This is a genomic window from Ancylobacter mangrovi (genome assembly GCF_024752355.1).
GTDB classification, from domain to species: Bacteria; Pseudomonadota; Alphaproteobacteria; order Rhizobiales; family Xanthobacteraceae; genus Ancylobacter; species Ancylobacter mangrovi.
The window spans coordinates 1,077,643-1,089,791 of the sequence record NZ_JANTHZ010000001.1 but is presented as its reverse complement, the minus strand read 5'-3'; the positions used below and the strand labels follow the sequence as shown (position 1 = coordinate 1,089,791).

13 protein-coding genes are annotated in these 12,149 nt (G+C 69.3%); 4 read left to right on the top strand and 9 right to left on the bottom strand.

The features are described 5' to 3' along the window. Positions 1-6 precede the first annotated feature (6 nt). Both NVS89_RS05100 and NVS89_RS05095 read right to left on the bottom strand, forming a co-directional pair. Entirely contained in the window at positions 7-750 is a 744-nt protein-coding gene (locus NVS89_RS05100; RefSeq protein WP_258731418.1) for an HpcH/HpaI aldolase family protein, read from the bottom strand. Between the two features lie 94 nt (positions 751-844). Further along, positions 845-1,612 carry an alpha/beta fold hydrolase gene (locus tag NVS89_RS05095; RefSeq protein ID WP_258731417.1) on the bottom strand — a complete coding sequence of 256 codons (768 nt, stop codon included), beginning with the start codon at positions 1,610-1,612 and terminating at the stop codon, positions 845-847. A gap of 235 nt (positions 1,613-1,847) precedes the next feature. Between NVS89_RS05095 and NVS89_RS05090 the strand changes: the two genes are divergently transcribed. After that, positions 1,848-2,759 (top strand): LysR family transcriptional regulator, encoded by a 912-nt coding sequence (locus NVS89_RS05090; protein ID WP_258731416.1) that lies wholly within the window; start codon positions 1,848-1,850, stop codon positions 2,757-2,759. A gap of 30 nt (positions 2,760-2,789) precedes the next feature. Here NVS89_RS05090 and NVS89_RS05085 read toward each other — a convergent pair whose 3' ends face one another. Next, the gene (locus tag NVS89_RS05085) at positions 2,790-3,656 is read right to left on the bottom strand and encodes an amidohydrolase family protein (RefSeq protein ID WP_258731415.1); all 867 of its coding nucleotides are present in this window, start codon (positions 3,654-3,656) and stop codon (positions 2,790-2,792) included. A 1-nt stretch (position 3,657) separates the two neighbouring features. After that, on the bottom strand, positions 3,658-4,611 hold the full coding sequence (locus NVS89_RS05080; protein ID WP_258731414.1) for a D-2-hydroxyacid dehydrogenase: 954 nt from the start codon (positions 4,609-4,611) through the stop codon (positions 3,658-3,660). 140 nt (positions 4,612-4,751) lie between these two features. Here NVS89_RS05080 and NVS89_RS05075 point away from each other — a divergent pair, with 140 nt between their 5' ends. From NVS89_RS05075 to NVS89_RS05065, 3 genes are read left to right on the top strand one after another with little or no spacing between them, the layout of a single operon-like run. After that, positions 4,752-5,177, top strand: coding sequence for a nuclear transport factor 2 family protein (locus NVS89_RS05075; RefSeq protein WP_258731412.1), 426 nt, complete (start codon positions 4,752-4,754; stop codon positions 5,175-5,177). A 4-nt stretch (positions 5,178-5,181) separates the two neighbouring features. Beyond that, entirely contained in the window at positions 5,182-6,198 is a 1,017-nt protein-coding gene (locus NVS89_RS05070) for a hydroxyacid dehydrogenase (protein ID WP_258731411.1), read from the top strand. A gap of 34 nt (positions 6,199-6,232) precedes the next feature. After that, entirely contained in the window at positions 6,233-7,090 is an 858-nt protein-coding gene (locus tag NVS89_RS05065) for an oxidoreductase (RefSeq protein WP_258731410.1), read from the top strand. Between the two features lie 75 nt (positions 7,091-7,165). Here the strand turns inward: NVS89_RS05065 and NVS89_RS05060 are convergent, their stop codons facing one another. The 5 genes from NVS89_RS05060 to NVS89_RS05040 all read right to left on the bottom strand — a co-directional run bounded on the left by NVS89_RS05060 (position 7,166) and on the right by NVS89_RS05040 (position 11,865). Then, on the bottom strand, positions 7,166-8,449 hold the full coding sequence (locus tag NVS89_RS05060; RefSeq protein ID WP_258731408.1) for an MFS transporter: 1,284 nt from the start codon (positions 8,447-8,449) through the stop codon (positions 7,166-7,168). 436 nt (positions 8,450-8,885) lie between these two features. Beyond that, positions 8,886-9,626, bottom strand: a complete 741-nt coding sequence (locus NVS89_RS05055; RefSeq protein WP_258731407.1) for an amino acid ABC transporter ATP-binding protein — start codon at positions 9,624-9,626, stop codon at positions 8,886-8,888. Next, entirely contained in the window at positions 9,623-10,306 is a 684-nt protein-coding gene (locus NVS89_RS05050; protein WP_258731406.1) for an amino acid ABC transporter permease, read from the bottom strand. The genes NVS89_RS05055 and NVS89_RS05050 overlap by 4 nt, the downstream gene beginning before the upstream one ends. Positions 10,307-10,310: 4 nt before the next feature. Continuing rightward, positions 10,311-10,979 (bottom strand): amino acid ABC transporter permease, encoded by a 669-nt coding sequence (locus NVS89_RS05045; protein WP_258731405.1) that lies wholly within the window; start codon positions 10,977-10,979, stop codon positions 10,311-10,313. A gap of 85 nt (positions 10,980-11,064) precedes the next feature. Beyond that, positions 11,065-11,865 (bottom strand): transporter substrate-binding domain-containing protein, encoded by an 801-nt coding sequence (locus NVS89_RS05040; RefSeq protein ID WP_258731404.1) that lies wholly within the window; start codon positions 11,863-11,865, stop codon positions 11,065-11,067. Between the last annotated feature and the right edge of the window lie 284 nt (positions 11,866-12,149).

Sequence of the window (12,149 nt, the reverse complement as noted above, 5' to 3'; positions counted from 1 at the left end):
TCCCGCTCAGTAGGCCCGTCCGGTGGGCGTCTCGATGAGCTGGCGCGCGCCGGCGAGGATGACCTGGTTGATCCAGGCGAACTTCATGAAATCCTCGCGCACCGGCTTGCCGGCGGCGCGGATGCGCTCGGCGCAGGCCTTGAACCGGCGCTGCACCTCCGGGTGGTTCGGCTCGCCCGGATGGCCGAGATCCTGCGCGAGGTCGTTCATGCCGAAGCTGAGATAGTCGACGCCCTCGAGCCGGGCGATGTTGGCGGCCGCCTCCAGCCCGCTCGCGGTCTCGATCATGACGCCGACCGAGACCGCCGCGTTGCACATCGCCAGATGCGCCGGCAGGTCTTCGATCGAGAGGAAATGCGGCCGGCCGCCGCCGAAGGAGCGGTTGCCGAGCGGCCGGTAGTAGATGGCGTCCAGCGCGTCCTTCGCGTCGTCCACCGAGCAGACATGCGGCAGCACGATCCCGCGCACGCCGCGGTCGAGGAAGCGGATGATGGTGCCGGAGGTGCGGTCCGGCACGCGGGCGATCGGCACCATGCCGTAGCGTTCGGCGGCGAGGCAGGAGACATCGAGGTCGCGGGTCTCGAACGAGCCGTGCTCACCGTCGAGATAGACGAAGTCGAGCTCCAGCGGCGCCAGGACCTCGATCGCCGTTGGCGCGGGGAAGGTGAAGTGCACGCCGCGAATGGTCGCGCCCGCGGCCGCGGCCGACTTCACCGCATTGGAGCTCCAGCTCCTGTCACGTCCGGTCATGGATAGGTCCTGTCTTCAAGGGAGAATGGAACGGGGGCGGGCCGCGCACGGGCGGTCCGTGAAAGGGGGATGTCTCGCCGTGTCTGCGGATCGCCTAGGGGCGGCTGCGGGCCAGCCGGGTTCGCCCCGGCGTGTGCTGGTGCAGGAAGCCCGACACGGGCTCGATGACGTCGGTCCCGGCGTTCCGGTCCTGCCAGCGGGGGAACAGCTCGGCCCGTGTCAGCCGCGCCAGCGCGGCCGAGACGAGGGGCGGGTGCAGGCGGTCGTCGCCCGGCATCAGGAGGGTCGGCGCGGTGATGCGCCCGGCGGCATGGCGGGTGATGCTGAACACGAAGTCGCGCCCGAACATGCGCGGCCCGACTGCCCGGAGCGCTGAGGGCGAGACGTCCGGCCGACCGGCGAGGGAGGCGGTCCAATTCGCGATTTCCGCCTCGATCAGATCCCGGTTGTCGCCCGACAGCCCGACCGGGTTGTGCAGCACGAGAGCGGAGACGCGCTCGGGCGCCGCATGGGCCAGCGCCAGCGCGAACGAGGCGCCGAAGCAGCTTCCCAGCACGTGGCAGCGCTCGGCGCCGACCTCGTCCAGCAGCGCGACATGATCGGCGGTGTAGAGCGGCCAGTCATAGTCTGGGCCGATCTCGGCCCAGGAGCGGCCGGCATTGCGCACGTCGAGCGTGATGACGCGGAAGGAGCGGGCCAGCGCCGGCACCGGATTGCGCAAGGGCGCGTTCGCCTGCTCTCCGCCGGCTCGCCAGCCGGCGATGCGCGAGCCGAGGAAGCCGGGCGCGAACAGCAGCAGCGGATGTCCCCTGCCGGTGACCTCGTAATAGATCTCGCCCCGTTCGACCGGAAATATGGGCATGGGCACGCTCCAGAGGCGCGGGTCGCCGTGTCGTCGGTCAGGACGGGCAGGATCGGGAAATGGCCGGCTATCGGCGCGCGCCGCGCGTCGCCCAAGGCGCCCGCCGCGGCTGCCACTGCCGTTTCCTCCCGCATGTCCGCCGTGTGTTCCGACGGTTGATTGCGGTCACCGTAGCAGCGCTCCATGCGACAGAAAAATCGATTATTATTGGTCATTATGATAGGTAAACATTATCATGGCCGTGACGCTGGCACAGTTGAAGGCATTCGAGCAGATCGTGCGGCTGGGCAGCTTCCACGCCGCCGCGCGGCACCTCGGCGTCACCCAGCCGAGCATCTCCCAGCGCATCCGCGAGCTGGAGGCCGAGCTCGGCGTCGCGCTCTTCACCCGCAACGGGCCGCGGGTGATGATGACGGCGGACGGCCAGGCGCTGGTCGAATACGCCACCCGCACGCTCGGCGCTGCCGACGACATGGTCGCGCGCTTCCGCAGCCGTGATCCGCTGCTCGGCGTGCTGCGCATCGGCGTCACCGAGACCTTCGCGCTGATCTGCCTGCCCGACCTCGTGAGCCGGCTCGAGGAGCGCCATTCCCAGCTCACGATCTCCGTCACCGTCGGCGATGCCGGCATGATCAGCACGCTGCTCAACAACCACCAGCTCGATCTCGGCGTGGTGACGCAGCCCGATGTGGGCAGCCATATCCAGCAGCTTCCGATCGGTCAGATCGAGCTCGGCTGGGTCGCGGGGCCGGAGGTCCGGCTGCCGCAGGCGCCGCTGACGCCTATGCAGCTCGCGACCCGCCACCTGATCGGCAGCCCCGAGAGCGCCCGGCTCTACGCCACCATGATGAACTGGTTCGCCGCCGGCGGGGCGGTGCCCTCGCGGGTGAGTACCTGCAACAGCCTCTCCGTCACCATTCGCATGGTGCTGGCGAGCCTCGCCATCGGCCTGCTGCCGATACGGGTCGTGGCGGCCGAGCTGGAGCGCGGCGCGGCAGTGCGGGTGCCGGTGACGATCCCCGTCGACGCGCACCGCGTCTCGCTGTGCTACCAGGTGGCCGATTTCGGGCCGAGCCTGCAGTCGGTGGTCGACGTGACGCAGGAACTGATCGTCGAGCACCGGCTGTTCCGCTCGCCGATCCTCTGACGTGGCGGCCGTGCCCGATGGCGCCGGATCTCAGAAGCGGTAGAGACGGGCCGGGTTGTCGACCAGGATCGCCCGCAGCGTCGCCTCGTCCCCGGCCCAGCCGGCGAGGGCCTCGATGAGCTTTTCCTCGTTCACCGGCCGGTAGCCGGCCGGAGGCGCCGCGTCGCCGCGCCCGCTATTGTGGTGCACGAGATGCGGCCAGTCCGAGCCCCAGATGAGCTGGTGCGGATTGGCGGCGATCAGCGCCCGCGCGAAGGGCGTGGCGCCGGAAAAGTCGGAGGTCTCCCACGTCACGATGTCGGCGCCGGAGAGCTTCACCCAGCACTTGCCCTCCTTCAGTAGGTCGAGCAGCACGCCGAAGCCCGGCACGTCCGGCCCGGCGGCGGCCTTCGACCCGCCCATATGGTCGAACACCACCGGCACCGCCGACTTGCGCGCCGCCGGCGCCAGCAGCGCCACGAGGTCGAGATCGGCATAGATCTGGATATGCCATCCGAGCCGGGCGATCCGCTGGCCCGCCGCCAGCAGGGTCGCCTCGGCGGCGGCCGCATCGGTGATGCGCGGCGTCATGAGGTTGAGCCTGATACCGCGCACGCCCTGCCGCTCATAGGCGTCGAGCGTCGCATCGTCGAAGCTGTCGTCGATCACCACCACGGCGCGCCCCTTGTCGCCGAGCGTGGCGAGCCCGTCGAGCGTCGCCCGGTTGTCGGTGCCGTAGGCGCTGGGCTGCACGATGACGATCCGGTCGGCCCCGAGCCGGGCGGCGACCGGCGCGTATTCGGCGAGACCCATCCGCTCGGGCGTGTAGGTGCGATCCGGTGCGCCGGGATAGCGGTCGATCGGGCCGAAGACATGCATGTGGCAGTCGGTCAGTCCCTCGATGCGGGTCGCAGGCATCTCAATATCCTCGCGAAAGGTCGACACGGTTGCGGAGCGCCTCGCCGCGCCGGAAGCGGGCGAGGTTGTCCAGGAAGATCTGCAGCACCCGTTCGTCATAGTCGTCGCTCATGCCGGCGACGTGCGGGGTGACGATGACGTTCGGCATGGCCCAGAGCGGGCTCGCCGCCGGCAGCGGCTCGGTCTCGAACACGTCGAGCGCCGCGCCGGCGAGCCGGCCGCCTTCGAGCGCGGCGACGAGCGCGGCCTCGTCCACTACCGAGCCGCGGGCGAGGTTGACGAGGAAGGCGCCGGGCTTCATCAGGCCGAGCGCGCGGGCGTCGATCATGCGCTCGGTCTCCGGCGTCCCCGGCACCACGAGTGCGAGGAAGTCGCAGCGCGGCAGCATCTCCTCGAGCTCGTCGCGGCGATAGACCTGCGAGACGCCCTCGACTGGCGCCCCGCCGCGGCTGAGGCCGATCACCTCCATGCCGCTCGCCCGCGCGCGCCTCACGATGCCCTGGCCGAGCGCGCCCAGCCCGGCGACGCCGAGCGTGCGGCCGGCCAGCGCGGGCTTGGGCTCACGGTGCCAGACCCGCTCCGCCTGGTGGCGCAGCAGGCCGGGCATGTCCCACAGCAGCATGAGCATCGCCGCCATGGCGTAGTCGCCGATATGGTCGGCATGGATGCCGCGCGCATTGGTGACGGCGATGTCGCGCAGCGCCTCGCGGCGCGCCAGCAGCGGGTCGATGCCCGCGCTCGCCGCCTGGATCCAGCGCAGCGCGCCGCCATGCTCGATCACCACCGGCGGGCAGGTGAGGGTGAGCAGGACCTGCGCCCCCTCGATCGAGCTGGCGAGCGCGGCCTCGTCCTTCGCCACCACGATTTCGGCATCCACCGCGGCGCGGGTCAGCAGGGATTTGTAGGCTTCGGCGCGGGGATGGAAGACGACGATTTTCAAACGCTCGGGGGGCATGCAGCTCGGCACCTGTCGACGGGTCGGCGGCATCGAAGCCGGATTGACCGGGCGTGTCAATCGTTGTTTATAGAACAATAAAGAACGCAAGACGGTGCGGAGACGCCGCCTGCAGTTCCGGCAAGAAAGAGGAAATCCCGATGGCCAAGCCTTCCGCGGAAGATCGTTTCGCGATCGCCGACCTTTTCGCGCGCTACATGTGGGCGATCGACGGCGGCGACGTGGACACGCTGGTGTCCTGCTTCACGCCCGACGGGGCGCTGGAGAGCCCGGCGGTCGGCAAATATACCGGCGCCGACCAGATCCGCGCCTTCGCCACACGTTTCGCCCAGTTCCGCAGCCGCGGCACCGAGCTGCGCCACGTGCTCTCGAACATGCTGATCGACGTCGAGGGCAACCATGCCTTCGCCAAGTGCTACCTGCTGGTGTTCCAGGTCCGCAACGGCGCCAGCAAGCTGCTCGGCCCGGGGCGCTACGAGGTGAAGCTGCGCAAGGACGATGGCGAGTGGCGCTTCGAGCACCGGCTGGTCGTGATGGATCACGACTACGAGCTGGAAGGCATCTGAGGCCGTGGCCGCCGATCCGGCCGGCTCCACTGGCGGCGCGCCCGCCCGCCCGCTGGTGGTGCTCACCGACCCCAGCGTCCATGCCGAGGCGGTGGCGCTGCTGCGCGCGCGTTTCGAGGTGCTGATCCTCGATTCGTATCCCTCCGAGGAGCGCCTCGCCGAGGCCGCCGCCGGAGCCAGCGCCATCCTCGCCCGGCTCGGCACGGTGACGCGGCGGGTCATCGAGGCGGCGCTGCACCTGCGCATCGTGTCGCGCCACGGGGTCGGCGTCGACGCGGTGGACCTCGCGGCGGCGACCGAGCACGGGGTCGTCGTCACCAATACCGGCGCGAGCAACGCGGCGGCGGTCGCCGAATACACCTTCGCCCTGCTGCTCGCGCTGATGCGCAAGGTGCCGCAGGCGGATGCCGGCATGCGGGCCGGGCTCTGGCAGCGCACGACGCAGGTCGGCGGCGAACTCGAGGGCCGCACGCTCGGCATCTTCGGGCTCGGCGCCATCGGCGGGCGGGTGGCCCGCCAGGGGCTCGGCTTCGGCATGAAGATCCTCGCCTGCGATCCCCATCCGCCCGCCATCATGCCCGAGGGCGTGCGGCTCGCCGGGCGCGAGGAGGTGCTGGCCGGCGCCGATATCGTGAGCCTGCACACGCGCCTGACCGACGAGACCCGCGTCATGATCGACGCCCGCGCGCTGGCGGCGATGAAGCCCGGCGCGGTGCTGGTCAACACGGCCCGCGGCGAGCTGGTGGACGAGCCGGCACTGATCGCCGCGCTCGAGGCCGGGCGGCTCGGCGGGGCGGCGCTCGACACCTTCGCCGAGGAGCCGCTGGCGGCGGAATCGCCGCTGCGGCGGATGCCGAACGTCGTGCTCTCGCCCCATGTGGCGGGGCAGACCGAAGAGGCGCTGCTGCGCGTCGGACGGGCGGCGGCGCAGGCCATCATCGACGAGCTCGCCGGCCGCCGGCCGGCCAACGTGCACAACCCGGAGGCCTATGGGCGGCGCCCGGCCGCCCGTTCCCAGTAGCGGCCGCGCGGCCGCCCGCACGATGGAGAACCGCATGACAGAGAACACCGCGCCGGTCTGGTTTATAACCGGCTGTTCCAAGGGTTTCGGACGCGAGCTCGTCAAGCGCGTGCTCGCGCGCGGCTGGCGGGTGGTCGCCACCGCGCGCAACCCCGCCGCCATCGCCGATCTCGTGGCCGGCCACGAGGACCGCGCGCTAGCGCTCGCGCTCGACGTCACCCGGCCCGAGCAGATCGAGGCGTCCGTCGCCGCGACGATGAAGCGCTTCGGGCGTATCGACGTGCTGGTGAACAATGCCGGCTACGGCTACGCCGCCAGCGTCGAGGAGGGCGACGAGGCCGCCATCCGCACCATGTTCGACACCAACCTGTTCGGCCTCGCCGCGGTCACCCGCAAGGTGCTGCCTATCCTGCGCGCGCAGGGCGGCGGGGCGATCGTCAACCTGTCCTCGCTGGCGGGCCTCTCCGGCAATGCCGGCACCGGCTACTACGCCGCCTCGAAATTCGCCGTGGAGGGCCTGTCCGACGCGCTCGCCAAGGAGGTCGAGCAATTCGGCATCAAGGTGCTGCTGGTCGAGCCGGGTCCGTTCGAGACCGAGTTCACCCGCTCGCTCGCCTCGACCGCGAGCACCCTGCCGGCCTATGCCGGCTCGGTGGCGACGCGCATCGACCAGCTTCTCACCAGCACCAACCGGCCGGGCGACCCGGTGCGGGCGGCGGAGGCGATCATCGCCGCGCTGACGGCGGCGAAGACGCCGCACCGGCTGGTGCTCGGCGCCAAGGCGCTCAATGACGTGCGGGCCAAGCTCGATTCCATGCGCCGCGACTTCGACACCTGGGAGAAGGTGACGCTCGAGGCGGACTATCCGGAAGCCCGCGCCCCCGCGCGCTGACGCGCCTTCCGTCTCCCGACGCAAAAGGGCCGGCTCGCGCCGGCCCTTTCTTTTGTCCGAAGGCTTGCGAGCCGGTCACGCCGGCTGGGCGACGCCGGCGACCTCCTCGCCCATCGGGCGGCGGGTCATCAGCACCACCAGCGCGGCACCGAGGAAGGACAGCACCCCGCACAGCAGCAGCGCCACCTTGAAGTTGCCGGTCATGCCCACGAGGTAGCCGGTGACGATCGGCCCGGCGATGCCGAAGCTGATGCCGCCCAGCGTGAAGAACGCGTAGGCGCGCCCGACATCGCCGGACGTGCGCAGCCGGTCATTGGTGAGCGCGAAGTTCATCGACTGGGCGAAGGTGTTGAAGGTCAGCGAGACGGTGAGCACCACCATGGCGAGGCCGATCGAGCCGACATAGGGCGTGAGCAGGATGAACGCCGACATCAGTGCGCCGATCGCCACCGCGTAGCGCCGCTTGCCCTCGCGCAGCGCGCGCTCGCTGAGCATGCGGTCGGCGACGGCGCTGAGGCCGATGCCGAGCACGGCGCTGAGCCCGAACGGCACCGCCGTGTAGGCGCCGGTCTCGATCACCGACAGGCCGTAGGAGGCCTGCAGGAAGCCCGGCAGCCAGGCCAGGAAGAAATAGGCGGTGTAGTTGATGCAGCCCTGCGTCAGCGCCAGCCCCCACATGGTGGGCGTGGTCAGCAGCAGGCCGCGATAGCCGATGGAGCGGGCGTCGTCGTCGGCCGAGGCGACGTCGCGCTCGCTCAGCACCTTGGCGCGCTCCTCCTCGGTGATCCAGCTCGCCTCTTCCGGCGAGCGGTAGAACAGCGCCCAGACGGCGACCCAGACGAGGCCCAGCGCGCCGGTGGCGATGAACGCCCAGCGCCAGCCATAGGTGGCGATCAGCCACGCCACCATCGGCGAGCCGAGCGCCGGCCCGGCCGTGGTCCCGGCGTACCAGATGGCGGTGGCGAAGCCGCGCTCGCTGCGCGGCGTCCATTCGCGGATCGCGCTGTGGGCGCAGGGGTTGGCCGCCGATTCGAACAGGCCGAGCCCGAGCCGGGTGAGCAGCAGGGTGAAGGCCGAGGTCGCGAAGCCGCCGAGCGCCTGGCAGATCGACCAGAAGGTCGCCGCCAGCGCGCTGGCGCGGCGCGCGCCGAGCCGGTCGGTCAGCGCGCCGGCCGGCAGCAGCACGACCGCGTAGAGCCAGAGATAGGACGAGAACAGATAGCCCAGCGCCACCGGGCTGAGCCCCATCTCCTTCGCCACCGTGCTGCCGGCCACCGCCATGGTGACGCGGTCGAGCGAGTAGCAGCACAGGAACAGGAAGAGCAGGATGTGGATGATGAAGCGTCTGTTGTTTCGCATCGCGCGGCACAGCCTCGGTTTGGCGATGCGGCGCCCCTCGGCGGCATCACCTGGACAAATCAGCCGGTTGGGTGAAGGGCGGTCGAAGGACCGGAAGCCGCGGGCGGGCTAGCCGCTGCCGCTTCGAAACGCGATCGGGCGATGCGGGGCGGGATAGGCCGGCATGAGGATCCTCCCTTATTGTTACCCGCCATGACGGCGAGATATTTATAGAGTTATCATCATCCGTTGCGCGAAGCTGTCAAGACGGCGGCTCGCGGCGGCGGCGCGAATTATCCTTACGTTACGGTAGGTTAAGGGCGCGGCGAGGTCGCGCGAGCCCCCTTCGCGCGACCGGCGCTGCGGCGAAGGCAAAAAAAAAGCCGCAGCGGCCTCGTGAACCGCTGCGGCGGCAGGCGCCGGATGGCCGGAGTCGGGAAACGGCCCGGCGCCGCCTTCAGTGACGGATGGATTGCAGGAAGCGCTGCGCGCGCTCCGTCCTGGGCTGCGCCAGCAATTCGCGCGGCACACCCTCCTCGACGATCTTGCCCTGGTCCATGAACACCATGCGGGTGCCCACCTCGGCGGCGAAGCGCATCTCGTGCGTCACCACCAGCATGGTGCGTCTCTCCTCGGCGATCTCTCGCATCACCGCCAGCACCTCGCCGACGGTCTCGGGATCGAGCGCGGAGGTCGGCTCGTCGAACATCAGCATGTGCGGGTTGGTGGCGAGCGCGCGGGCGATGGCGACGCGCTGCTGCTCGCCACCCGACAGGCGGGCGGGATAGGCGTCGGCCCGGTGCGCCAGCCGCACCCGCGCGAGCAGTTCGTCGGCGCGCTCGGTGGCGCTCCTGCGGTCGACGCCGTGCACCACGACCTGCGCCAGCACGATGTTCTGGCGCGCCGTCAGGTGCGGGTAGAGGTTGAACTGCTGGAAGATCATGCCGACGCGCTTGCGCACGTCGATGATCTTCTTGCTGTGGGCGCGCACCGGCTCGTCCTCGAACACGATGCGTCCGCCCTGGATGTCCTCCAGCCCGTTGACGCAGCGCAGCAGCGTCGACTTGCCGGTGCCGCTCGGGCCGACGAGGCAGACGATCTCGCCGGGCGTCACGTCCATCGAGATGCCGTCGATGATGGTGCGCGAACCGAACTTCTTGGTGAGGGTGTCGATCTTGAGAACTGGCGCCTGGGTCATCGTGTCCCGTCCATGTGCAGGCCGCTTCCGGCGATTTTCATACGGCGTTCGAGGGCGCCGCCCGCGAGCGAGATCGCGTAGCAGACGATGAAGTAGAGGATGGCGATGATCCCGAGGATCGCGAACCCGCCGCCATGGGCCTCGCGGATCAGCAGCCCGGTCGCGGTCAGCTCGACATAGCCGATGATCGAGGCGATCGAGGATTCCTTGAGGATCATGATGTAGATGTTGACCGAGGGCGGCAGGATCACCTGCATCGACTGCGGGCCGACCACGTGGCGCATCACCTGGCCGTAGGTCATGCCGCTCGACTGCGCCGCCTCCCACTGGCCGCGGCCCACGCTCTCGATGCCGGCCCGGATCACCTCCGTCATCAGCGCGCTCGCATGGGCGGAGAGCGCCGCGGTGGCCGCCGCGAAGGCGGAGACGTTGATGCCGAGCACCAGCGGGGCGCCGTAGAAGAAGAAGAACAGGATGATCAGGATCGGGATCGAGCGGAAGATCTCGACATAGAGCAGGGCGGGCACGCTCAGCACGCGCCAGCCCGAGGTGCGCATGAGCGCCAGCACCAGCCCGCCGACAGCGCCGATGATGAGCGACAGCCAGCTCAGCCAGATGGTGAGCCCGAGCGCCCTGAATACCGAGGGCATGTATTCGAGAAGGCCGTAGGTCTCGTGCATGCGATCACCGATTATCCGGGAAGAGCGCACGTCCGATGTAGATGCGCGTCAGGTTGATGACCTGGCAGAGCACGGCATAGACGATGGCCGCGATCAGGAAGGTCTCGAAATAGCGGAACGTGTCGGAGCCCGTGGTCTGCATCCAGGCGGCGATGTCGTTCACCGCGATCGCCGAGGTCAGCGACGAGCCGAGGATGATGGTGATGAGCTGGTTGCCGAGCGGGGCGTAGATGGTGCGGATCACCTGCGGCAGCACGATGTGGCGCAGGATCTGGAAATTGGTCATCCCCTGCGAATGGCCCGCCTCGTACTGCCCGTGCGGCACCGCGATCAGGCCGGCGCGCAGGATCTCGGTCATGTAGGCGCCGAAGTGCAGCGTCATGCCGACGAGGCCGGACTGGAACGGCGACATGCGCAGCCCGATCACCGGCATCATGAAATAGGCGAAGTACAGAATCACCAGCAGCGGTGTGTTGCGGAAGAACTCAACATAGGCGGTGGCGAACCAGCGCAGCGGCGCCGAGCGGCTCTGGCGCAGCACCGCGAAGACGAGGCCGATGGCGAGGCTGAGCCCGATGGTGGCGAGCGACATGGCGAGCGTGACGAGCACCGCCGTCTGCAGCTCGCCCAGATAAGGCACGATGGCGCGCAGGCTGAACGAGAAGGAATTCATGGAATGCCGATCTGTGATCGCCGCAGACAGCGGTCGCAGGAGAGCGGCGGGCGGCGGGCCTGAGGCCCGCGCGCCCGCCAGGCGGTCAGTAGTCGGCGGTGATCTTGGGCGGATCGAAGCCGAACCACTTCTTGAACAGCTCCTTGTTCTCGCCGGTGGCGTTGAGCTGCTCGAGCCAGAGGTTGATCACCCGCAGCCAGTCGGCATCGCCCGCCGGCGCGCCGATCGAGTCTTCCTGGCGCGAATAGGTCCCATCCAGCATGCGAAGCTGGCCGGGATGCTTGGCGATCTGCTCGGCGTGGTAGAAGGCGTCCTGCGCCATCGCGTCCACCTGGTCCGACATCAGCGCGTTGAGCCCGTCCGCATTGGTGTTGAAGCGCATGCGCTGCGCGTCCGGGAACTTGGCGGCGATGATCGGCTCGGAATTGCCGCCGCGGTTCAAGGACAGCTTCACCTTGGGATCGTTGACGTCCTCGACCTTCTTCAGCGGGCTGTCGGTCTTCACCAGGATCCGGCCCGGCACGATGAGGTAGGGGTCGGAGAAGGCGATGGTGAGCGAGCGCTGCACGTTGCGGGCGAAGCCGGAAATGGTGACGTCCGCCTTGCCGGTCTGCAGCGCGGCGACGCGCCCGGCGCTGTCGACCACGATGAATTCGGGCGTCACCTTCAGCGCCGCCGCGAACTTCTTTGCCAGATCGATGTCGTAGCCTTCCATCTGCCCGTCGGGGCGCATGTTGGTATAGGGCGGAAGGCTGCCCATCACCGCCACGCGCAGCTTGCCGCTCGATACGACGCGATCGAGCACCTCGCCGGCCTTGGCGCCGGAGCCGGCGACCACCGGCAGCAGCAGCGCCAGGGCTGCCGCGAACAGTTTCGTGCGGAACATTGCGGTTTCCTCCTTAGGTTCCCTCGGCCCTTGGTTCTGGTTCTGGCGGGCCGTTCTGGTGAAAGCGTCTTCTCTCCCGGATGAGCGCCGACAAAGGCCGAAGCCCGGGCGATCCGCGGCCCGACGTCCCGGGCGCGGCCTGCCTGATGCCTCGTGGCGGCTCGTTTTCGTTCCTCGTCGCGGCCGGATTCACCGTGTCGGCGACGCAGGTGACGAAACGTCAGCTCGCATCCGGAGTCAATGATTGATGATAGATCTATAGATAATATCTGCCCTTTCCTGGT

What these genes read in the sequence shown, in the direction of transcription:
- NVS89_RS05080 (WP_258731414.1), bottom strand. Translation starts at nt 4,611, where the DNA reads ATGCCCCCCGAGCGTTTGAAAATCGTCGTCTTCCATCCCCGCGCCGAA.
- NVS89_RS05095 (WP_258731417.1), bottom strand. Translation starts at nt 1,612, where the DNA reads ATGCCCATATTTCCGGTCGAACGGGGCGAGATCTATTACGAGGTCACC.
- NVS89_RS05055 (WP_258731407.1), bottom strand. Translation starts at nt 9,626, where the DNA reads ATGACCCAGGCGCCAGTTCTCAAGATCGACACCCTCACCAAGAAGTTC.
- NVS89_RS05075 (WP_258731412.1), top strand. Translation starts at nt 4,752, where the DNA reads ATGGCCAAGCCTTCCGCGGAAGATCGTTTCGCGATCGCCGACCTTTTC.
- NVS89_RS05045 (WP_258731405.1), bottom strand. Translation starts at nt 10,979, where the DNA reads ATGAATTCCTTCTCGTTCAGCCTGCGCGCCATCGTGCCTTATCTGGGC.
- NVS89_RS05040 (WP_258731404.1), bottom strand. Translation starts at nt 11,865, where the DNA reads ATGTTCCGCACGAAACTGTTCGCGGCAGCCCTGGCGCTGCTGCTGCCG.
- NVS89_RS05065 (WP_258731410.1), top strand. Translation starts at nt 6,233, where the DNA reads ATGACAGAGAACACCGCGCCGGTCTGGTTTATAACCGGCTGTTCCAAG.
- NVS89_RS05085 (WP_258731415.1), bottom strand. Translation starts at nt 3,656, where the DNA reads ATGCCTGCGACCCGCATCGAGGGACTGACCGACTGCCACATGCATGTC.
- NVS89_RS05050 (WP_258731406.1), bottom strand. Translation starts at nt 10,306, where the DNA reads ATGCACGAGACCTACGGCCTTCTCGAATACATGCCCTCGGTATTCAGG.
- NVS89_RS05060 (WP_258731408.1), bottom strand. Translation starts at nt 8,449, where the DNA reads ATGCGAAACAACAGACGCTTCATCATCCACATCCTGCTCTTCCTGTTC.
- NVS89_RS05100 (WP_258731418.1), bottom strand. Translation starts at nt 750, where the DNA reads ATGACCGGACGTGACAGGAGCTGGAGCTCCAATGCGGTGAAGTCGGCC.
- NVS89_RS05090 (WP_258731416.1), top strand. Translation starts at nt 1,848, where the DNA reads ATGGCCGTGACGCTGGCACAGTTGAAGGCATTCGAGCAGATCGTGCGG.